This window comes from Shinella sp. 1A1 (assembly GCF_055379515.1).
On the sequence record NZ_AP039671.1, the window covers coordinates 2487213 to 2509151 of the forward strand.

Annotated in this window: 16 protein-coding genes, 1 tRNA gene and 1 pseudogene; 9 read left to right on the plus strand and 9 right to left on the minus strand. The window is 64.7% G+C overall.

The window, feature by feature from the left end; translation table 11 throughout:
- Positions 1 to 47: 47 nt before the first annotated feature.
- Positions 48 to 4694, minus strand: a pseudogene (gltB, locus tag ACZ48C_RS12290) (glutamate synthase large subunit); the annotation flags it as partial.
- Between the two features lie 557 nt (positions 4695 to 5251).
- On the opposite strand from gltB, the gene ACZ48C_RS12295 reads away from it, so the two are divergent.
- Positions 5252 to 6298 carry a threonine aldolase family protein gene (locus ACZ48C_RS12295; RefSeq protein WP_464781258.1) on the plus strand — a complete coding sequence of 349 codons (1047 nt, stop codon included), beginning with the start codon at positions 5252 to 5254 and terminating at the stop codon, positions 6296 to 6298.
- Positions 6299 to 6373: 75 nt separating this feature from the next.
- Here ACZ48C_RS12295 and ACZ48C_RS12300 read toward each other — a convergent pair whose 3' ends face one another.
- Positions 6374 to 6835, minus strand: coding sequence for an Hsp20 family protein (locus ACZ48C_RS12300; protein ID WP_119256668.1), 462 nt, complete (start codon positions 6833 to 6835; stop codon positions 6374 to 6376).
- Positions 6836 to 7315: 480 nt separating this feature from the next.
- Here ACZ48C_RS12300 and ACZ48C_RS12305 point away from each other — a divergent pair, with 480 nt between their 5' ends.
- Positions 7316 to 8278: an alpha/beta fold hydrolase gene (locus ACZ48C_RS12305; RefSeq protein WP_464781259.1), complete on the plus strand. Its 963-nt coding sequence runs from the start codon at positions 7316 to 7318 to the stop codon at positions 8276 to 8278.
- 4 nt (positions 8279 to 8282) lie between these two features.
- Here the strand turns inward: ACZ48C_RS12305 and hisN are convergent, their stop codons facing one another.
- Together hisN and ACZ48C_RS12315 are read right to left on the minus strand one after the other, a co-directional pair.
- The gene (gene hisN / locus ACZ48C_RS12310) at positions 8283 to 9056 is read right to left on the minus strand and encodes a histidinol-phosphatase (protein ID WP_119256666.1); all 774 of its coding nucleotides are present in this window, start codon (positions 9054 to 9056) and stop codon (positions 8283 to 8285) included.
- 228 nt (positions 9057 to 9284) lie between these two features.
- Positions 9285 to 10169: an N-formylglutamate amidohydrolase gene (locus ACZ48C_RS12315; protein ID WP_313196449.1), complete on the minus strand. Its 885-nt coding sequence runs from the start codon at positions 10167 to 10169 to the stop codon at positions 9285 to 9287.
- Positions 10170 to 10359: 190 nt separating this feature from the next.
- Here ACZ48C_RS12315 and cpdR1 point away from each other — a divergent pair, with 190 nt between their 5' ends.
- From cpdR1 to ACZ48C_RS12330, 3 genes are all read left to right on the plus strand, one after another.
- A complete protein-coding gene (gene cpdR1, locus ACZ48C_RS12320) occupies positions 10360 to 10722 on the plus strand; it encodes a response regulator CpdR1 (RefSeq protein ID WP_069061148.1) in 363 nt (120 codons plus the stop codon).
- A 94-nt stretch (positions 10723 to 10816) separates the two neighbouring features.
- A tRNA-Val gene (locus ACZ48C_RS12325) sits at positions 10817 to 10891 on the plus strand.
- Between the two features lie 416 nt (positions 10892 to 11307).
- Entirely contained in the window at positions 11308 to 12792 is a 1485-nt protein-coding gene (locus ACZ48C_RS12330; RefSeq protein WP_464781260.1) for a nucleobase:cation symporter-2 family protein, read from the plus strand.
- 75 nt (positions 12793 to 12867) lie between these two features.
- Here the strand turns inward: ACZ48C_RS12330 and ACZ48C_RS12335 are convergent, their stop codons facing one another.
- The 3 genes from ACZ48C_RS12335 to ACZ48C_RS12345 all read right to left on the minus strand — a co-directional run bounded on the left by ACZ48C_RS12335 (position 12868) and on the right by ACZ48C_RS12345 (position 15058).
- Positions 12868 to 13002, minus strand: coding sequence for a lipoprotein (locus ACZ48C_RS12335; RefSeq protein WP_162911367.1), 135 nt, complete (start codon positions 13000 to 13002; stop codon positions 12868 to 12870).
- Between the two features lie 104 nt (positions 13003 to 13106).
- Positions 13107 to 14255: a galactonate dehydratase gene (dgoD, locus tag ACZ48C_RS12340; protein WP_464781261.1), complete on the minus strand. Its 1149-nt coding sequence runs from the start codon at positions 14253 to 14255 to the stop codon at positions 13107 to 13109.
- A gap of 56 nt (positions 14256 to 14311) precedes the next feature.
- Positions 14312 to 15058, minus strand: coding sequence for a FadR/GntR family transcriptional regulator (locus tag ACZ48C_RS12345; protein ID WP_119256662.1), 747 nt, complete (start codon positions 15056 to 15058; stop codon positions 14312 to 14314).
- Between the two features lie 162 nt (positions 15059 to 15220).
- On the opposite strand from ACZ48C_RS12345, the gene ACZ48C_RS12350 reads away from it, so the two are divergent.
- Positions 15221 to 16750: a UxaA family hydrolase gene (locus ACZ48C_RS12350; RefSeq protein ID WP_464781262.1), complete on the plus strand. Its 1530-nt coding sequence runs from the start codon at positions 15221 to 15223 to the stop codon at positions 16748 to 16750.
- Here ACZ48C_RS12350 and ACZ48C_RS12355 read toward each other — a convergent pair whose 3' ends face one another.
- On the minus strand, positions 16751 to 17104 hold the full coding sequence (locus ACZ48C_RS12355) for a VOC family protein (protein WP_464781263.1): 354 nt from the start codon (positions 17102 to 17104) through the stop codon (positions 16751 to 16753).
- Between the two features lie 10 nt (positions 17105 to 17114).
- A complete protein-coding gene (locus ACZ48C_RS12360) occupies positions 17115 to 18131 on the minus strand; it encodes a GntR family transcriptional regulator (protein ID WP_464781264.1) in 1017 nt (338 codons plus the stop codon).
- Positions 18132 to 18357: 226 nt separating this feature from the next.
- On the opposite strand from ACZ48C_RS12360, the gene ilvD reads away from it, so the two are divergent.
- From ilvD to ACZ48C_RS12375, 3 genes are all read left to right on the plus strand, one after another.
- Positions 18358 to 20193 (plus strand): dihydroxy-acid dehydratase, encoded by a 1836-nt coding sequence (gene ilvD, locus ACZ48C_RS12365; protein ID WP_119256658.1) that lies wholly within the window; start codon positions 18358 to 18360, stop codon positions 20191 to 20193.
- A gap of 184 nt (positions 20194 to 20377) precedes the next feature.
- A complete protein-coding gene (locus ACZ48C_RS12370; RefSeq protein ID WP_464781265.1) occupies positions 20378 to 21112 on the plus strand; it encodes a DUF899 domain-containing protein in 735 nt (244 codons plus the stop codon).
- A gap of 33 nt (positions 21113 to 21145) precedes the next feature.
- Positions 21146 to 21922 (plus strand): VOC family protein, encoded by a 777-nt coding sequence (locus tag ACZ48C_RS12375; protein ID WP_464781266.1) that lies wholly within the window; start codon positions 21146 to 21148, stop codon positions 21920 to 21922.
- Positions 21923 to 21939 lie beyond the last annotated feature (17 nt).

Consider the following 21939-nt stretch of genomic DNA (forward strand, 5'->3'; position numbering starts at 1 on the left):
GATCGCGTTTCACGCAATCGGTCAGTGAAGGTTGGTGAACCGCTGCCTCACTCGGCAGCGACCCCCATCCTCATGCGCTCCATCTCTTCGAGCGCGCGGCGATACTCGACCGGCATCACCTTGCGGAATTTCGGACGATACTCGGCCCATTTGTCGAGGATCTCCTTGGCCCGCGGCGAGCCTGTATAGTGCAGGTGGTTCGAGACGAGCTGGTAAAGCCGCTCCTCGTCGTGACGCGTCATGTCGTCAGACACGTCGACCATGCCCTTGTGCATGAGGTCGCCGCCGTGATGGTGCAGCTTCTCCAGCATGTCGTCTTCTTCCGGCACCGGCTCCAGCTCGACCATCGCCATGTTGCAGCGGCGGGCGAAATCGCCCTCCTCGTCCAGCACATAGGCGACCCCCCCGGACATGCCGGCCGCGAAGTTGCGGCCGGTCTGGCCGATGACGACGACGACGCCGCCGGTCATGTATTCGCAGCCATGGTCGCCCACGCCCTCGACGACCGCGACCGCACCGGAGTTGCGCACGGCGAAACGTTCGCCGGCAACGCCGTTGAAGTAGCACTCGCCCGAGATCGCGCCGTAGAGCACCGTGTTGCCGACGATGATCGATTCATGCGGCACCGCGCGGTTGCCGACCGGGGGACGCACGACGATGCGGCCGCCCGAAAGGCCCTTGCCGACATAGTCGTTGCCGGCGCCCACCAGATCGAAGGTGATGCCGCGCGCCAGGAACGCGCCGAAGGACTGGCCGGCCGTGCCGTTGAGCGTCACGGAGATCGTGTCGTCCTTCAGGCCCTTGAAGCCGTAGCGCTTGGCCACCTCGCCCGAGAGCATCGCGCCGGCCGAGCGGTCGACGTTCTTGATATCGACCTCGAAGGCGACGGGCGTCTTGGCTTCCAGGGCGGGCTTGGCCTGCTCGATCAGCTTGCGGTCGAGGATATCCTGGATCGGATGGTTCTGCCGCTCGGTCCAGTAGGTCGCTTCCTTCGGCGCATCGACCTTGTGGAAGATGCGGGAGAAGTCGAGACCATTGGCCTTCCAGTGCGAGATCATCTTCTCCTTTTCGAGGAGTTCGGAGGCACCGATGATCTCGTTCAGCGAACGCACGCCGAGCGAGGCCAGGATTTCACGCACCTCTTCGGCGACGAAGAAGAAGTAGTTGATGACATGCTCGGGCGTGCCCTTGAAGCGCTTGCGCAGCACCGGATCCTGCGTGGCGACGCCGACAGGACAGGTGTTGAGATGGCACTTGCGCATCATGATGCAGCCGGCCGCAATCAGGGGCGCGGTGGCAAAGCCGAACTCGTCCGCGCCGAGCAGCGCGCCGATGACGACGTCGCGGCCGGTCTTGAGGCCGCCATCGACCTGCAGGGCGATGCGCGAGCGCAGCTTGTTGAGCACCAGCGTCTGGTGCGTCTCGGCAAGGCCGATTTCCCAGGGGCTACCGGCATGCTTCAGCGAGGTGAGCGGCGAAGCACCCGTGCCGCCGTCGAAGCCGGCGATGGTGATATGGTCCGCGCGCGCCTTGGCGACCCCGGCGGCAACCGTGCCGACGCCGACTTCCGAGACGAGCTTGACCGAGATATCGGCTTCCGGATTGACGTTCTTCAGGTCGTAGATGAGCTGCGCCAGATCCTCGATGGAATAGATATCGTGGTGCGGCGGCGGCGAGATGAGGCCGACGCCCGGCGTGGAGTGACGGGTCTTGGCGACCGTCGCATCGACCTTGTGGCCGGGCAACTGGCCGCCCTCGCCGGGCTTGGCGCCCTGCGCGACCTTGATCTGCAGCATGTCCGCATTGACCAGATACTCGGTGGTCACGCCGAAGCGGCCGGACGCGATCTGCTTGATCGCCGAACGCTCCGGGTTCATCGAGCCGTCAGGCAGCGGCATGTAGCGGTCGGCTTCCTCGCCGCCCTCGCCGGTGTTCGACTTGCCGCCGATCCGGTTCATGGCGACGGCAAGCGTCGTATGCGCCTCGCGGCTGATCGAGCCGAAGGACATGGCCCCCGTCGAGAAGCGCTTGACGATATCGGCCGCCGGTTCGACCTCGTCGACGGAGATCGGCTTGCGGCCGAGCGCATCCGCCCCCTTGATCGAGAAGAGACCGCGGATCGTGTTCATGCGCAGCGACGAGGCGTTCACCAGCTCGGCGAATTCCTTGTAGCGGTCGGCGGCATTGCCGCGCACCGCATGCTGCAGCGACGCGATCACGTCCGGCGTCCAGGCATGTTCCTCGCCGCGCATGCGATAGGCATATTCGCCGCCGATATCCAGCGTGTTGGCAAGCAGCGGATCGCGGCCGAAGGCGGCCTTGTGGCGGTTGAAGGTCTCCTGCGCGATCTCGTCGAGACCGATGCCCTCGATGGTCGTCGCCGTGCCGAAGAAATACTTGTCCGTCAGCTCGGAGGAGAGGCCGATGGCGTCGAAAATCTGCGCACCGCAATAGGACTGGTAGGTCGAGATGCCCATCTTGGACATGACCTTCAGGATGCCCTTACCGATGGCCTTGATGTAGCGGTAGACCACCTCTTCCGCATCGACCTCCTTTGGGAACTCGCCGCGCTTGTGCATGTCGGTGAGCGTGTCGAAGGCGAGATACGGGTTGATCGCTTCCGCGCCGTAGCCGGCGAGAAGGCAGAAATGGTGCACTTCACGCGGCTCGCCGGTCTCTACGACGAGGCCGACGGAGGTGCGCAGGCCCTTGCGGATCAGGTGATGGTGCACGGCGGCGGTCGCCAACAGCGCCGGGATCGCCACGCGGTCCGGCCCGATCTGGCGGTCGGAGAGCACGATGATGTTGTAGCCGGAGGTGACAGCCTGCTCGGCGCGCTCGCAGAGCCGGTCGAGCATTTCCAGCATGCCGTCCGCGCCGCGCGAGACGTCATAGGTGAAGTCGAGCGTCTTCGTGTCGAAGCGGTCTTCGACATGGCCGATGGAGCGGATCTTCTCCAGGTCGCCGTTGGTCAGGATCGGCTGGCGCACTTCCATGCGCTTGGCCTTGGCCGCGCCGCCATGATCGAGGATGTTCGGGCGCGGGCCGATGAAGGAGACGAGGCTCATGACCAGTTCCTCGCGGATCGGGTCGATGGGCGGGTTCGTCACCTGCGCGAAGTTCTGCTTGAAATAGGTGTAGAGCAGCTTGGTCTTGTCGGACATGGCCGAGATCGGCGTGTCCGTACCCATGGAGCCGATCGCCTCCTGCCCCGTCGTCGCCATCGGCGACATCAGGAGCCTGGTGTCCTCCTGCGTATAGCCGAAGGCCTGCTGGCGGTCGCGCAGCGACACGTCGCGGCGCAGCGCGCGCGGCTCGACCGGGCCGAGGTCTTCCAGAATGATCTGGGTGTTGTCCAGCCAGTCGCGATAGGGGTGCTTTTCGGCAAGCGCGGACTTCACCTCCTCGTCGGAGATGATGCGGCCCTCTTCCATGTCGATGAGCAGCATCTTGCCCGGCTGGAGACGCCACTTCTTGATGATGCTCTCTTCCTTGACCGGCAGCGTGCCGGCTTCGGATGCGAGGATGACGCGGTCATCGTCGGTGACGAGATAGCGGGCCGGACGCAGGCCGTTGCGGTCGAGCGTCGCGCCGATCTGGCGGCCATCGGTGAAGGCGACGGCGGCCGGGCCGTCCCACGGCTCCATCAGCGCGGCGTGGTATTCGTAGAAGGCCTTCCGCTCCGGGCTCATGAGCTGGTTGCCGGCCCAGGCCTCGGGGATCAGCATCATGACCGCATGGGCCATGGAGTAGCCGCCGCGCACGAGGAACTCGAGCGCGTTGTCGAAACAGGCCGTGTCCGACTGGCCCTCGTAGGAGATCGGCCAGAGCTTGGTGATGTCGTCGCCGAAGAGCGGCGAGGAGACGGACGCCTGACGAGCCGCCATCCAGTTGACGTTGCCGCGCAGCGTGTTGATCTCGCCGTTATGGGCGACCATGCGGTAGGGATGCGCCAGCTTCCACGAGGGGAAGGTGTTGGTCGAGAAGCGCTGGTGCACGAGGGCGACGGCCGATTCGAAGCGCGGATCGGCGAGGTCTTTATAATAGGCGCCCACCTGGTAGGCGAGGAACATGCCCTTGTAGACGATGGTCGTCGAGGAGAGCGAGACAGGGTAGAAGTTGCTCTCTTCGCCTTCGTACTCATCATAGATGCGGTTGGAGATCACCTTGCGCAGCGTGAAGAGCCGGCGTTCGAACTCGCCGTTCGTCGCGGCATCGCGGCCGGCGCCGACGAAGACCTGTACATGGCGCGGCTCGGTGGCGGCGATCTCGGGGGCCTTGGAGAGCGAGGAATTGTCGACCGGCACATCGCGGAAACCGATGAGGACCTGGCCCTCTTCGGCTACGACGTCTGCGATCACCTTCTTGAAGTAATCGACCAGCTTCTCGTCCTGCGGCATGAAGATATGGCCGACGGCATATTCGCCTGCCTTCGGCAGCGTGATGCCCTGCTTTGCCATCTCCTCGCGGAAGAAGCGGTCCGGAATCTGTACGAGAATGCCTGCACCGTCACCCATCAGCGGATCTGCGCCGACGGCGCCGCGATGCGTCAGGTTCTCGAGCATGAAGAGCCCGTCCTCGACGATCTGGTGCGACTTCTTGCCTTTCAGATGCGCCACGAAGCCGACGCCGCAGGCATCGTGCTCATTGCGCGGATCATAGAGTCCTTGTTTTTTCGGCAGGCCCGGTGTGGAAGCGCGCGTTTTGGCGCCCGTCGCAGTGGTCTGCGCCCGGGTCTGCCGATAATCATGTGCTTGAGTCTTCACCACCATTGTCTCTCTCCGTGGGCCCGGCATCGTGCGGGCATTCCGTCCGCTCCAGGGGAGCGTCGCCTGTTGCATGAACGGGATGCGGCCGCGAAATGACGGCCGATCCAATGGATCATCGAAACCGTCGGGGCGGCGGGCTTTCGGAACGTGTTCCTCCCGGCGCCGTTTTCGGCGCCTTCCGCGGTGGAAGCGGCGCCTCTTCGGTCTCCTGACCGAAATAGGACAGTAACGCTGTCCTATTTCATGTGCTCTATGCCAGAAACACCCCTAACCCGCAAGGCCATCATGCCAAATAATCACCACATCATGAAGAAAAATTGCCCACACATTCCGCCGCTTGAAATTAAATTACGGGCGTCCGGCGCATTGTTTCCGTTCCTTTCATTTTCGAGGAAAACGGGGCTTTGAGCCAAATCCGGCGATTGATCGCCGTTTTTTCTCCATTATGGTCCGCAAAAGCCCTCAACCGCATTGGAAATCGCATGTTTTTCGCTTCCGACAACTGGGCAGGCGCCCATCCCGACATCGCAGGAAGTCTCGTGGAGGCGGCCGGCGGCTTTGCCTCGGCCTATGGCACGAGCGATCTCGACAAGCGTGTGGAAAAGACTTTTTCGGAGATTTTCGAGCGGGAGGTCGCCGTCTTCTTCGTGGGAACCGGCACCGCGGCGAACTCGCTGGCGCTCGCCAGCTTCAACCGGCCGGGCGGGCAGGTCTTCTGCCACCGCGAAGCGCATGTGAACGTGGACGAATGCAACGCGCCGGAATTCTTCGCGACCGGCTCGAAGCTCGTGCCCATCGACGGCCCCGCCGGCAAGCTTGCGCCCGAAGCGCTCGCCGCCGCAATCGGCCGCTTCCCGCCGAATTTCGTGCATGGCGGCCAGCCGATGGCCGTCACCGTCACCCAGGCGACGGAAGCCGGCACCGCCTATACGCTGGACGAGATCGCCGCCCTTTCGGACGTGACGAAGCAGGCCGGCCTGCCGCTGCACATGGACGGCGCGCGCTTCGCCAATGCCCTCGTCCATCTCGGCGCCACGCCGGCGGAAATGACCTGGAAGCGCGGCGTGGACATCCTCTCCTTCGGCGGCACCAAGAACGGCTGCTGGTGTGCGGAAGCGCTGGTGCTCTTCGACCCAACCAAGGCCCAGCAGATGCATTTCCTGCGCAAGCGATCGGCCCAGCTCTTTTCCAAGTCGCGCTTCATCGCCGCCCAGTTCGACGCCTATTTCCGCGACGATCTCTGGCTGAAGCTCGCCCGCCATTCCAACGCCATGGCCGCACGCCTCGCGAGCGGCTTCGCCGCATCCGAAAAGGCACGCCTCGCCTGGCCGACGGGCTCGAACGAACTCTTCGCCATCATCCGGAACGACGCGATGAAGGCCCTGCAGGAAAAGGGCGCCGTCTTCTACGACTGGCCGGCCGGCCCGGACCTGAAGGCGACGATGCGCGACGACGAAACGCTCATCCGCCTCGTCACCAGCTTCGCGACGACGGAAACGGACGTCGACGGCTTCCTTTCGGCACTGTGATTCAAGGAGGGTAATCCCTCAAACAAAAAAGGCGGTGCCTTGCGGCACCGCCCTCTTCATTCCCGAACGAAACGCTCAGTTGGTCTGCGCTTCGATCTGCTTGGCTTCGCGTGCGACGGCCGCGATCTCGATACGGCGCGGCTTGGCAGCTTCCGGGATCTCGCGAAGGAGATCGATGTGGAGCAGGCCATTCTTCAGCGAAGCGGCGCGCACTTCCACATGGTCGGCGAGCTGGAAGCGGCGCTCGAAAGCGCGCTTGGCAATGCCGCGGTAGAGATACTGGCTTTCCTCGGACGCTTCGTCCTTCTTCTCGCCCTTGACCGTCAGCGCATGTTCACGCGCTTCGATCGACAGTTCGCTCTCGTCGAAACCGGCGACCGCCATGGTGATGCGATAGGTGTTTTCGCCGGTGCGCTCGATATTGTATGGCGGATAGCTCTGGCTCTGGTCCGGCTGGCCGAGGCTGTCGAGCATGGTGAAGAGACGGTCGAAACCGACGGTGGAACGGTAGAGGGGGGAGAAATCGACGTGACGCATGGTGTCCTCCTTCAGAGCAACGTTGCGATCTTCAAAAAGGCTGCCCTGATTTCCGAAGGGTCAGCCCGGTTCATCCGGCCTCCGCCCCATTCTGGCAACGGCAGCCTCGACGGACCCTTTCGGCGCCCGTGAGAATGAGATGGGAATGGCTTCCGGCCCGTTCAAGAGGTTCAATGCAGGCGAAAAACGGTGGTCCTGAAAAAACTTTCGAGATGAACGCCAAATGAACGGCGGTTTCGGATAGCGTTCAGCTTGACCTTGCTAGAACGGCAGCATCGGAAGCGAATACTTTCGACGACCGGGGTGTAACGTCCCTTCCTCCCCGGTTAAATTATGCCGGACTGCATGTGTTGCCACCCCCGTGCCGCATGCGTCCGGCTTTTTTCTTTGACGGCGCGGGAACCAGCGCCTATCCATCGAACAAGCAGTTCCTCCAGCGGTTTTCCGCCCAAGCAAATCGTCGCCGAGCCAGCCCGCCCGATGGATTCCATCCTTTACGCCACCGCCGACAATCCCGTTCCGGAAAACCATTTCGCCGGCTTCCTGGAAGGCCGCGGCGGCGTGAAGCTGCGCTATGCGGTGTTCCGCTCGAAGGAGCGCGAGGCCAAGGGAACCGTCGTGCTGCTGCAGGGCCGCAGCGAGTGCATCGAGAAATATTTCGAGACCATCAACGACCTGACCGCGCGCGGCCTGTGGGTCGCCACCTTCGACTGGCGCGGCCAGGCCGGCTCCGGCCGGCTCATTCCAGGCAATCGCGCCGGGCATGTCACCCGCTTTGCCGAATACGAGGCCGATCTCTCGCTCTTCCTGGAAAAGATCGTGCTGCCGGACGCGCGCCTGCCCTTCTACATCGTCGCCCATTCCACCGGGGCGCTCGTCGCCCTTTCGATGGCGCCGGAGCTGGAGAACCGCATCGAGCGCATGGCGCTCATCGCGCCCTTCATCGCACTCGCCGGCCAGTCGATGAGCCAGCGCCAGATCGCCATCATCGCGCGGCTGGCAGCGCTGACCGGCCTCGGCAGGCGCACCTTTCGCAAGGGCGATCCCTCGCTGGAATTCGCGCACAACGTCGTCACCTCCGATGCGCGGCGCTTCGCCCGCAATGCCGCCATCTACGCCGAGCATCCCGAGCTTGCGATAAGCTGGCCGACCGCGCGCTGGCTGGACGAGGCGCTGAAGGCCATGCGCCGCGTGACGCATCAGGACCACCTGACGCGCATCCGCATTCCCACGCTGCTGCTTTGCCCGACGGCCGATCCGCTCGTCCCGCGCAAGGCCGTCGGCGATCTCGCGCGCATCTTCCGCGCCGCCCGGCTCATCGAGATCGACGGCGCGCGCCACGAATTGCTGCAGGAGGCCGACCGCTACCGCGCCCAGGCGCTGGCCGCGATCGAGGCCTTCATTCCGGGAAGCGACGCCGAGGAAACCAGCCTCGGCGCCTGAGTGCTCACGCCCTGAGAAGCGCCATCGCCTCGTCATAGACCTTGCGGCTGCCGGCCGCGATGATCTCGCCGCCCATTTCCGCCGGGCCGCCGTCCCAGGCGGTGATGATGCCGCCCGCCTGTTCGATGACCGGGATGAGGCCGCCGACATCGTAGGGCTTCAGCCCGCATTCGACGACGAGGTCGATATGGCCGGCGGCCAGCAGGGCATAGGCATAGCAGTCGACGCCGTAGCGGAAGAGCCGCACCTTGTCCTGCACGGCCTCGAAGCGGGTCTTGCGGCTCTCGGTGAAGAGATGCGGCGACGTCGTGAACATGATCGCATCCGCAAGGCTTTCGCACGAACGCGTCGACAGCACCTTGCTGCCGTCCGGCCCGGCATAGCGGGAGACCTCGCCGTCGGCGAAGTAGCGCTCGCCGGTGAAGGGTTGGTCGACGAGGCCCATCACCGCCTCGCCGTTGCGGTAGAGGCCGATCAGCGTGCCCCAGACCGGAACGCCGGAAATGAAGGCGCGCGTGCCGTCGATCGGGTCGATGACCCAGACATATTCCCGGTCGAGACCGACCGAGCCGTGCTCTTCGCCGAGAATGCCGTGGCCGGGAAAATGCTCCTCGATGATGGCACGGATGGCCGCCTCGGCGGCGCGGTCGCCCTCCGTCACCGGATCGAAGCCGGCGGCCTCCTTGTTGACGACATCGGCACCGACGCGGAAGCGCGGCAGGGTTTCCTTCCTTGCGGCATCGGCAAGGCGGTCGAAGAAGGCGCGATCAGGCAGCATGGGGATCTCTCGGCGGGAGTGGCATACCGTTCCTCCATACTGCATCGATGGGCAAAACGGAACCGCATAGAGCCAGGCGACCGTTCATGGCGCCGCTTGACATTTGTGCAGTGCAATATTACCTTTTCCTCACGGTCATCCGTGACTGTGGATACCCACTCTTGGGTGTTTCCTCCCTAGACTTTAACCGCGCAATCTGCGCGGTTTTTTTTGGAAGGAAAGGCGGGCCTATTCGGCGGCGAGCGCCCGGTCCGCGGCATATTCCTCCACATGGTCGGAAAAGTCCTGCAGGAAGGCGGAGATCGCCGTCTGCAGCACCGCGAAATCGGGCCGCTTGGCAAGCGTCGTCTCGTCGACATAGAGGCCGCGGTTCACCTCGATCTGCAGGGCGTGCAGCCCCTTGGCCGGCCGGCCGTAATGCTCGGTGATGAAGCCGCCGGCATAGGGCTTGTTGCGCACGACGGAAAAGCCCATGTCCTCGAGAAGCCGCATGGCGACACGCGAAAGCTCGCCCGAGGCGCTGGTGCCGTAACGATCGCCGATGATGAAATCCGGCCGCATGCCGCTGCCCGCGACGCGGATATTGCCGGGCATCGAATGGCAATCGATGAGCACCGCGAAGCCGAAGGCCACATGGGTGCGCACCACGAGCCGGCGCAGGCACGCATGATAGGGCTTGTAGACATTCTCCACCCGGTCCAGCGCCTCCTCGACGGGAAAGCGGTGGCGGTAGATTTCCATGTTCTCCGCCACGACCCGCGGCACCGTGCCGAGCCCGCCCGCGACACGGATGGAATTGATGTTGGCATAGGACGGCAGCGGCCCGTCGAACATGCGCGGATCGAGCTCGTAGGGCTCACGGTTGACGTCGAGCCAGGCGCGCGGGAAATGCGCGATCAGCATCGGCGCGCCGAGCGCGGGGGCGACCGAGAAGAGCTCGTCGACATAATGGTCTTCCGAGCGGCGGATGCCGAGCGCGTCGAGGCGCGACTGTTCGACAAAGCCCTGTGGATAACGGCGACCGCTATGCGGCGAATTGAAGACGAGGGGCACGCTCTGCGAAACCGGCTCCAGCACTTCGAAGTGGCTGTTTTCGCTCAGAGCCTCCGCCATTGCCATCCTTTACCATGCCTGAAAGTCATTGCCGCGCCCATGTTGCCAGCCGCGTGCGCGCGTGTCCATACTGAGAACCGATGGCCTGGGGCTTGCCCTGCCACATTCACCGGATATTTACCGGAATGAGATTTCGTAACAGTACCGCCCCTCCGTGGGCAGACAACCTTAGCAACGGTTCCCGGATTCCATGACACCCAAGATTCTCCTCGCCGAAGACGATAACGACATGCGCCGCTTCCTCGTGAAGGCGCTCGAAAAGGCGGGCTACCAGGTGCTGTCCTACGACAACGGCGCCAGTGCATATGACCGGCTGCGCGAAGAACCCTTCTCGCTGCTGCTCACCGACATCGTGATGCCCGAGATGGACGGCATCGAGTTGGCGCGCCGCGCCACCGAGCTCGACCCCGACCTCAAGGTCATGTTCATCACCGGTTTTGCCGCCGTGGCGCTGAACCCGGATTCCAAGGCTCCGAAGGATGCAAAGGTCCTTTCCAAGCCGTTCCACCTGCGCGATCTCGTCGACGAGGTCAACAAGATGCTGGCCGCCTAAGGCCCGGAAAAGACCGCAAAAACGGCGCGTAAAAAAAGCTCGAAAAGCCTATTGACGCCGCCGGATGTTTTGTGGTCTATGCGCCTCATCGAATGGGCGTGTAGCTCAGCGGGAGAGCACTACGTTGACATCGTAGGGGTCACAGGTTCAATCCCTGTCACGCCCACCATTCGATACCCAAAGGCCTTTCGGGAAACCGGAAGGCCTTTTGCTTTTCCGGTTCCGCGCACGGTCGAGATATCGAAATCGGCCCGTCCGTCCGCCCTCTTTCAGCACCTCTTCGGCCGCCACGCGGAAATACACATATGCCGTGCAGGAAAGAGTTGACGGCCCGCCTTGTTTCGGGATCAAATGACGGCCGGTTCAAGTAGCGCACAGGGGCGAAAACCGGTGTCAAGCCGGTGAAATTCCATCCGAATTGCGGAAAACGCCGGTGTGCGGCGCATCATCCCGCCCGCCCGATTACCCTGGGAAACCGTAAAGTGTTTATTCCCGGGCTAAGCTTGCGACCCTCCGCCCCGCTCCCAAAGATAGCGCACCCCGTTGGAGGACGGGCATTGGACAGTCGATGTGATGGGAGGATCCATGAGCGACGCATCCAGCATACAGCCGGTGGACGAGAAGCTGCCCGTGGGCAGGCTCGCGACGCTGGGCATTCAACACGTACTCGTCATGTATGGCGGCGCCGTCGCGGTTCCGCTCATCGTCGGCCGCGCCCTGCAACTCAGCCCGCAGGACGTCGCCTTCCTGATTTCCGCCGACCTCTTCGTCTGCGGCCTCGTCACCATCATCCAGTCGCTCGGCGTCACGCGCCATGTCGGCATCAAGATGCCGGTCATGATGGGCGTCACCTTCGCCTCGGTCGGCCCCATGGTCTCCATGGCCAACCTTGCCCCCGGAACGGAAGGGGCGCGCATGATCTTCGGCGCCATCATCGGCGCGGGTTTCATTGCGTTCCTGCTCGCCCCGATCATGGGACGGCTCCTTCGCTTCTTCCCGCCGGTCGTGACCGGCACCATCATCCTCGTCATCGGCGTGTCGCTGATGCGCGTCGGCATCAACTGGACCTTCGGCAATCCCTTCGGCCCCACCGCGCCCAAGGTGATCGACCCCAACCATGCCGAATGGCTGGCGCAGATGAAGAAGCTCGCCGAGACGGGCGGACCTGCCGTTCCTGACGGTCTTTCGCTCGCGCCGACGGTTTCCAACCCCTTCTATGCGGAACCGAGCCATATCGCGCTTTCGGCCCTGGTGCTCGTCTCCATCCTGGTCATCGCCCGCTTCGGCCGCGGCCTCATCAGCAACATCGCCGTCCTGACCGGCGTCGTCATCGGCTGCGTCGTCGCCGCCGTGCTCGGCATGATGCATTTCGACCGCGTGGCCGATGCCGGCTGGTTCGCCGTCGTCACACCGCTGCGCTTCGGCATGCCAATCTTCGACCCCGTCCTGATCGCCACCATGGCGCTCGTGATGATCGTGGTCATGATCGAATCGACCGGCATGTTCCTCGCCCTCGGCGAGATTACCGGCCGGACCGTGTCGCAGCAGACCCTGACGGCCGGCCTTCGCGTCGACGGCATCGGCACGATGATCGGCGGCCTCTTCAACACCTTCCCCTATACGAGCTTCTCGCAGAATGTCGGCCTCGTCGGCGTGACGGGCGTGAAGAGCCGCTATGTCTGCGTGGCGGCGGGCGTGATCATGATCGTACTCGGCCTCATCCCGAAGATGGGCGCGCTGGTGGAAGCCGTTCCGACCTTCGTCCTCGGCGGCGCGGGCCTGGTGATGTTCGGCATGGTCGCGGCGACGGGCGTACGCATCCTCGCCACGGTCGACTTCAAGACCTCGCGCAACAACCTCTTCGTGGTTGCCGTGTCGGTCGGCTTCGGTCTCATCCCGCTGCTGGCGCCGAATTACCTGATGTGGATGCCGCATGCGATCCACCCGATCATCGAATCGGGCATCGTGCTCGCCTCCATCGCGGCCGTCATCCTGAACGCCTTCTTCAACGGCGTCCGGTTCGAGCAGTCCGCGGCTATCGACGCGGCCCGCCTCGCCGACAGCCACTGAAGGCGTAAGGCCTCACAAACGAAAGCCGGCCCGTTCACCACGGGCCGGCTTTTCTTTGGGTAGATACCTCGTCGATCAGTTCAGCGGAACGCGAACGCCGCCGGTTTCCGCCGGGCGGGCATAGGTCGTGTTGTCGGCCGCCGTGGTGCTGCAACCGGCAAGCGCCAGAACCGCCAGCGCGGCAACGATGAAACCCGTGATGGGGCGCATGGTCCTCTCCTTTGTGACGTACCCCTATCACATAGGGGCTCGCGGCGATTCCGTCCACCACGGCGCAAGACGAAAAGCCCGGCATAAAGCCGGGCTTTCCTGTTTCACCATTCGGCGACGCTACCGTCCTCGTGGCGCCAGATCGGGTTGCGCCAGCGATGGCCTTCCTTGGCCCGCTCGATGACATAGGCCTCGTCCACCTCCACGCCGAGGCCCGGCCCCTGCGGGATCGACACGAAGCCGTCCGCATAGTGGAACACCTCCTTGTTGGAGATGTAGTCGAGGATGTCGTTACCCTCGTTGTAGTGGATGCCGAGGCTCTGCTCCTGGATGAAGGCATTGTAGGAGACGGCGTCCACCTGCAGGCAGGCGGCCAGCGCGATCGGGCCCAGCGGGCAATGCGGCGCGAGCGCCACGTCATAGGCTTCCGCCATCGCCGCGATCTTGCGGCATTCCGTGATGCCGCCGGCATGCGACAGGTCGGGCTGTAGGATATCGACATAGCCGTCCGCAAGCACCGACTTGAAGTCCCAGCGCGAGAACAGCCGTTCCCCGAGCGCGATGGGCGTCGAGCAATGGTTGGCGATCTCCTTCAGCGCCTCGCGGTTCTCCGACAGCACCGGCTCCTCGATGAACATCAGGTTGTAGGGCTGAAGCTCCTTCGCCAGGACCTTCGCCATCGGCCGGTGCACGCGGCCGTGGAAATCGACGCCGATGCCGATATGCGGACCGATGGCCTCGCGGATGATGGCGATGGTCTCCACCGCCTTCTCCACCTTCTCCCAGGTGTCGACGATCTGCATCTCCTCGCAGCCGTTGAGCTTGATCGCCTTGAAGCCGCGGGCGACGACCTCGCGGGCATTGTTGGCGACGTCCGACGGCCGGTCGCCGCCGATCCAGCTATAGACCTTGATCTTGTCACGCACCTGGCCGCCGAGCAGGGCATGGATCGGCTGGCCATAGGCCTTGCCCTTGATGTCCCAGAGCGCCTGGTCGATGCCGGCAAGCGCCGACATGTGCACGGCGCCGCCGCGATAGAAGCCGCCGCGATACATGACCTGCCAGTGATCCTCGATCAGCAGCGGGTCCTTGCCGATGAGATAGTCGGAAAGCTCCTGCACCGCCGCCTCCACCGTCAGCGCGCGGCCCTCCACCACCGGCTCGCCCCAGCCGACGATGCCCTCGTCCGTCTCGATCTTCAGGAAAAGCCACCGCGGCGGCACGATATACGTCGTCAGCTTCGTGATCTTCATGGGTCTGCATCCCTCGTGGGTTCGTATTCGCTCGCGGAAAGGCCCCGCGAAATTCGTCAGCTCTCGCCGGCCTTGGTCATCAGGCCGGAAAGGTCGCGCGCGGCGAGATCGAGAATGTTGCGCGAGCAGCTTTCCGCCCGCGCCGCATCGCGCAGGCGCAGCGCGTCGACCAGTTCCCGGTGCACGTCGAGCGCCTCGTCCCGCCGCGCCGCCGCCCGGTTGGAGGCGTGCAACGCATAGGAGAGCGCGGCATGGATGATGGAGGAGAGCTGGTGGAAGACCTTGTTGTGGCTCGCCTTCAGCAGCGTCTCGTGGAAGCGGGCATCGGCGGCGGTGAAGGCTTCGAGATCGCCCTCGGTGTCGCGCATCTCGTCGCAGGCCCGTTCGAGGTCCGCGATCTCCTGCGCCGTGGCGCGCGAGGCGGCGAGGAAGGCGGCGGCCGGCTCTACGGTGCGGCGCGCTTCGAGGATCGAGCCGAGCAGCTCGGCCGAAAGCACGTCCGGCCCCATCCATTCGAGGATCTGCGCGTCGAGGACGTTCCATTCCGAGCGGTCGCAGACGATCGTGCCGACGCGCGGGCGGCCGCGCACGAGGCCCTTGGTTTCCAGAACTTTCAGGGATTCGCGGATGACGGTACGGCTGACGCCATAGGTCTCGCAGAGATCGCTCTCGCGCGGCAGCACCGCCCCCGGCGGAAAGCGCCCGCCGCAGATATCCGTGCCGATAGCGGCCGTCACGTTATGGCGCACGCGCGGGCGGCGCGACAGCGGCCGCTGGGCCTGCCTCTTCGATCTCTCCGCCACCTTGCCTCCACCTCATGCTAAATCATCGTACAAATCTTCCGAATTATACGACAAATTGAAGGCAAAGACCACGCCTCCGCCTTTTCCGGTCAAGATATTTTCCGAATATTGACTTCTGCCGACAGAGTGCATAATGCGCCGGTCCCACTTGCAGGAGCCGCCATGCTTGCCGATCTGCCCGCCGTGCTCGTCCTCAACCCGAAAGACAATGTCGGCGTGGTGCCGGCCAATGTCGATGCCGGCCGTGCGCTGGTGAACGGCGTTGCCGCCGCCGAGCGCATTCCGCGCGGCCACAAGGTCGCCATCGCGCCCATCGCGGAAGGCGCGCCGGTCCTGAAATACGGCCAGATCATCGGCTATGCGACGCGGGCGATCCGCCCCGGCGAGCACGTGCACCTGCAGAACCTCGCCATCCTCGACGTCGAACTGAAGCACGAATTCTGCGTCGACAACGCCCCGCCCATCATGATGCCCGAAGCCGAGCGCCGCACCTTCGAGGGCTACGATCGCGGCAACGGACGCATCGGCACCCGCAACTATATCGGCATCCTTTCGACGGTGAACTGTTCCGCCACCGTCTCGCGCTACGTGGCGGAGCACTATGCCCGCCGGTTCCGCGAGACCGGCCACGACAATATCGACGGCGTCGTGGCGCTGACCTATGGCGGCGGCTGCGCGCTGAACCTGAAATCCGAAGGCGGGCGCATCCTCACCCGCACCTTCAAGGGCTATGCCCGCAACCCCAATTTCGGCGGCATCCTGATGATCGGCCTCGGCTGCGAGACCTTTCAATACGGCCCGCTCGTCGAGGAGGCGGGACTGGAGGAAGGCAAGACCTTCCGCACCATGATGATCCAGAACCAGGGCGGCACGCGCAGGACCATCGAGGCGGCCTGCGAGATGATCGATGACATGCTGCCGGATGTCGGCCGCATCCGCCGCACGCCACAGCCGCTGTCCGGCATCAAGCTGGCGCTCGAATGCGGCGGCTCGGACGGCTATTCCGGCATCTCCGCCAACCCGGCGCTCGGCATCGCCTCCGACCTTCTGGTGAAGGAAGGCGCGACGACCGTGCTTTCCGAAACACCGGAGATCTACGGCGCCGAACATCTCCTCACCCGCAGGGCCGCCCGGCCTGAGGTCGCTGAAAAGCTGCTGTCGCGCATCGACTGGTGGCGGGACTATACGGCAAGGAACGACGCCGAGCTCAACAACAACCCCTCGCATGGCAACAAGGCCGGGGGGCTGACGACCATCCTCGAAAAATCGCTCGGCGCGGTCGCCAAGGGCGGCTCCATGCCGCTCAATGCGGTCTACGAATATGCCGAGGCGGTGACGGAGCCGGGCTTCGTCTTCATGGACACGCCCGGCTACGACCCGGCCGCCGTGACCGGCCAGATCGCCGGCGGATGCAACCTCGTCGCCTTCACCACGGGCCGCGGCTCCGTCTCCGGCTACAAGCCCGCGCCCTGCATCAAGATCGCCACCAACACGCCCATGTACGAGCACATCCGGGAGGACATGGACATCAACTGCGGCACCATCGTCGACGGCACCGAGACCATCGAGGAAGCCGGCCGCCGCATCTTCGAATTCGTCATCGAGACCGCCTCCGGACGCAAGACGGCGAGCGAGGCCTTCGATTACGGCGACAACGAGTTCGTCCCCTGGCAGGTCGGCGCGATCACCTGATCAGCCCGTGTGCATGAGGATGTTGACCAGCGTGCCGGCCGGATCGCGAACGAAGAAGCGCCGCACGCCCCATGGCTCGTCGGCGGGCCCGTATTCGACCGGATAGCCGCCCTTCACGACGGCCGCATGGACCGTCTCCAGATCGTCCACCTCGATGGAGAGGCCGGGCACCGGCGTGCCCGAGCCGCCCTCCGAGGCAAAGCTCACCTGAAGCGGCATTGTGCCATCGGTGCCGTAGGTGGCGATCCAGCCGTGGTCCATCAGAAGCCGCAGCCCGAGCACCTCTTCATAGAAGCGGGCGACCGCCGCAGGATCTGCCGTCTCGATATTGGCGACGATGCGCCTGACCTTCATGGCACGCTCCTCAGCGGGTGGCGGGCGTCGCATAGGCCGGCATCTCCGGCCGGTGCGCCTCCCGCAGTTCCGCGACGCGCCCGATAACCTTGGGGAGCGAGACGGCGATATGATGGCGCAGCGTCTCGGCCGCCCGCGCGCTGTCGTCGACATCGAGTGCCCGGAAGACGGCCAGATGCTCGGCGATGAAGGGCTCGTCGGCCGGCATGCGGTGCGAGACCCCGATAATATGCTTGCTGACATTCAGCATGAAGCGCGCGCGGCGCAGCGCGATCAGCAGTTCCCGGTTCGGGCAGTAGCCGAGGCAGGTGATGTGGAGATCCGTCTCGAGATCGTCCATCGCCTCCACGGAAAGGTCCGGATAGACCGCCAGCGCCTCCTCCAGCCGCTCCGTCATCGCCCTGCGCCCGGCGGGCGGAAGGAAGGGCGCGGCGCGCACCAGCGCCAGCGGCTCCAGCGACACGCGGATATCGTGCAGGTCGCGCATACGCTGCTCGTCGAGCGGCACCAGCGTCCAGCGCATGCGCTCGTCCTTCTCGACGATGCCGAGCGCTTCCAGCCGGGTCAGCGCATCGCGCGCCACCTGCCGGCCGACGCCGCGGGCGCGCGCCAGCTCCACCTCGTTGATCCGGTGGCGGCCGAAGACGGAAAGATGCACCATCTCCCGCTCAAGGCTCTCATAGATCGCCTCCCAGCCCGGCGCCTTGCGCAGGGCCGGCGCCTCCTCGCCGAGGCCGAGCATCTCCGCCGTCAGCGCCACGCGCTTCGGCCCGCTCCGCCCCTGCCCCACGAGGAAGCCCCGCCCGTCGAAGCGACGGATCGCCCCCGCCTCCTCCAGCAGAGCGAAGGCCTGGCGAACAGGCGTCCGCGTCGAGGCGAAAAGGCCGGCGACCGGCCCCTCCAGCAAAAGCGCGCCCTTCGGCAGGCGCCCGGAGGCGATAGCCTCCGCCAGCACGTCGCGGATGCGCAGGTAGAGCGGGCTCCTGTCGAGCCCGGCCTCCGCCTCTTCCGCCAAAACCTGTGCCATGCCGTTCATGGCGCGGACCATGGCACGAATGCACTGTGCCGACAACGGTCATGTCCGCCCCTGCATGGCCAGCCAGGAACAGGCAAGGAAATTGCGCCGCACCGCCAAAAAATCTCCATTCCTTTCGTGACGCGCGGGGCATTTTGCGTTAGGGAACCTTGCTGAGGCTCGCAATCCGGCCCTTTCCGGCCCATATGCAAGCCGCGTCCATCTCGAGGAATTGACCATGCCCGCATATCGCTCCCGAACCACTACCCACGGCCGCAACATGGCCGGTGCCCGCGGCCTCTGGCGCGCGACCGGCATGAAGGACTCGGATTTCGGAAAGCCGATTATCGCGGTGGTGAACTCCTTCACCCAGTTCGTGCCCGGCCACGTGCACCTGAAGGACCTTGGCCAGCTCGTCGCGCGCGAGATCGAGGCAGCCGGCGGCGTCGCCAAGGAATTCAACACGATCGCCGTCGACGACGGCATCGCCATGGGTCATGACGGCATGCTCTATTCGCTGCCGAGCCGTGAGATCATCGCCGACTCGGTCGAATACATGGTCAACGCCCATTGCGCCGACGCCATGGTCTGCATCTCCAACTGCGACAAGATCACACCCGGCATGCTGAATGCCGCCATGCGCCTCAACATCCCCGCCGTCTTCGTCTCCGGCGGCCCGATGGAGGCCGGCAAGGTCGTCCTCCACGGCAAGACCCACGCGCTCGACCTCGTCGACGCCATGGTCGCCGCCGCCGACGACAAGATCTCCGACGACGACGTCAAGGCCATCGAGCGCTCCGCCTGCCCGACCTGCGGCTCCTGCTCGGGCATGTTCACGGCCAATTCGATGAACTGTCTGACCGAAGCCCTCGGCCTGTCGCTGCCGGGCAACGGCTCGACGCTGGCCACCCACGCCGACCGCAAGCGCCTCTTCGTCGAGGCCGGCCACCTGATCGTCGATCTCGCCCGCCGCTACTACGAGCAGAACGACGAGAGCATCCTGCCGCGCTCGGTCGCCAACAAGAAGGCCTTCGAGAACGCCATGTCGCTCGATATCGCCATGGGCGGCTCGACCAATACCGTTCTCCACATCCTCGCCGCCGCCCATGAAGGCGGCATCGATTTCGACCTCGACGACATCGACCAGCTGTCGCGCAGGGTGCCGTGCCTCTCCAAGGTCGCGCCCGCCAAGCAGGACGTGCACATGGAAGACGTGCACCGCGCCGGCGGCATCATGCGCATCCTCGGCGAGCTCGACCGCGGGGGCCTGCTCCATCGCGACACGCCGACCGTGCATGCCGAGACGCTGGGCGACGCCATCGACCGCTGGGACATCACCCGCACCAGCAGCGAGACGGTCCGCACCTTCTTCCGCGCGGCGCCGGGCGGCATCCCCACCCAGGTCGCCTTCAGCCAGGAAGCGCGCTGGGACGAGCTCGACACCGACGGCGAGAAAGGCGTCATCCGCTCCGTCGAGCACCCGTTCTCCAAGGATGGCGGCCTTGCCGTCCTCTCCGGCAACATCGCGCTCGACGGCTGCATCGTGAAGACGGCCGGCGTCGATGAATCGATCCTGAAATTCTCCGGCCCCGCCGTCGTCTTCGAAAGCCAGGACGCGGCCGTCAAGGGCATCCTCGGCGGCGAGGTGAAGGCCGGCGACGTCGTCGTCATCCGCTACGAAGGCCCGAAAGGCGGCCCCGGCATGCAGGAAATGCTCTATCCGACGAGCTACCTGAAGTCGAAGGGCCTCGGAAAGGCCTGCGCGCTCATCACCGACGGCCGCTTCTCCGGCGGCACCTCGGGCCTCTCCATCGGCCACGCCTCGCCGGAAGCCGCGCAGGGCGGCGCCATCGGCCTCGTGCGCCAGGGCGACCTGATCGAGATCGACATCCCGAACCGCACCATCAACCTTGCGGTTTCGCAAGAGGAACTGGCCGTCCGCCGCGCCGAGCAGGACAAGCTCGGCTGGAAGCCGGCCGCTCCCCGCAGGCGCAACGTCACGACGGCGCTGAAGGCCTATGCCGCCTTCGCCGCCAGCGCCGACAAGGGCGCCGTTCGCATCCTGCCAGAATAAGCAATCCGCCGGGCGCAGCCAGGAGGCTGCGCCCGCGCCTGTTTCCGAAAGCCCGCCGATGCGGGCTTTTCCTTCCCCCCTCCTCCATCCTCTGCCACCCATCCGACAAGCGCCGCTTTGACATCCACGATAAATGTTGATACCAACTCATTTGTCGAAAGCCCGTGAAGGAGGAGTTCCGAGCATGAGACCGAACCACGATATCGTATCCCGGGAGACGTGGCTGAACGCCCGCAAGACCCTGCTGGCCCTGGAGAAGGAGGAAACCAGGCTGCGCGACAAGGTGCGCGCCGAACGCCTCGCCCTTCCCTGGGTCAAGGTCGACAAGACCTATACCTTCGAGACGCCGCAAGGCCGCAAAACGTTGGCGGACCTCTTCGACGGCCGCAGCCAGCTCATCGTCTACCACTTCATGTATGGCCCGGATTGGGACGCCGGTTGCCCCGGCTGCTCCTTCATGGCGGATCATATCGACGGCATGCTGCCGCATCTCAACAATCACGACGTCACGATGATCGCCGTCTCCCGCACGCCGCTGGAAAAGCTGGAGGCCTACAGGAAGCGCATGGGCTGGAAATTCCCGTGGGTCTCCTCCCATGGCAGCGATTTCAACTTCGATTACCACGTTTCCTTCACGAAGGAGGAGCTGGCTAGCGGCAAGGTCATGTACAATTACCGCGAGACAGACGCGGCGGATGCCCATGACGAGCTTCCCGGCCTCAGCGCTTTTTTCAAGGATGAGGACGGCATCGTCTATCATACCTATTCCGACTACGCCCGTGGCGGCGAGGAGGCGCTCGGCACGCTGATGATCCTCGACCGCGCGCCCAAGGGCCGCAACGAGACCGGCACCCTCAGTTTCGTCAAACGGAAGGACGAATATGCCGGCGCGCAAAAGGTGCAATCCTGCTGCGACTGACCAACCCGCGACCACGGACAAGAGGAAAGACCGATGCACAAGGATTATGGCAGGTTCTGCTGGTACGAACTGATGACCCCGGACGTGTCCGCCGCCGAACGCTTCTATGCGTCGGTCATCGGCTGGACGACGAAGGATTCCGGCATGCCGGGCATGAACTACACCCTCGCCTATGCCGGCGAAAGCCAGGTCGCCGGCCTGATGGATATTCCCGCCGAGGCGAAGGGCATGCCGCCGCTCTGGATCGGCTACATCTTCTCCGACGATCTCGAAAAGACGCTGAAGGACATCGTCGCCAATGGCGGCCAGGTCCACCGCCAGCCGCAAGACATTCCCGGCGTCGGCCGCTTCGCAGTCGCCGCCGACCCGCACGGCGCGGTCTTCTCGCTCTTCAGCACGAAGGACGAAGGTCCGGAACAGCCCGGCATGATGACGCCCGGCCATATCGGCTGGAACGAGCTGATGGCCGGCGACCTCGACAGCGACTGGGACTTCTACGCAAAGACCTTCGGCTGGACGAAGGACAGGGCCGTGGACATGTCGGAAGGCGGCATGGGCATCTACCAGACCTTCGCGGTGCGCGGCGGCAACGCCATCGGCGGCATGATGACCAAGCCGGCGGACCTGCCCGCCCCGCCCTTCTGGGGCTACTATTTCGTGGTCGAGGGACTGGATGCCGCGATAAGGCGGGTGACGGACGGCGGCGGCCGGATCCTGATGGACCCGATGGAAGTGCCCGGCGGCGCGTGGATCGTCAATTGCCTCGATCCGCAGGGCGCCCATTTCTCGCTGGTCGCGGCAACCCGCTGAACCTCGGGCGACACGGG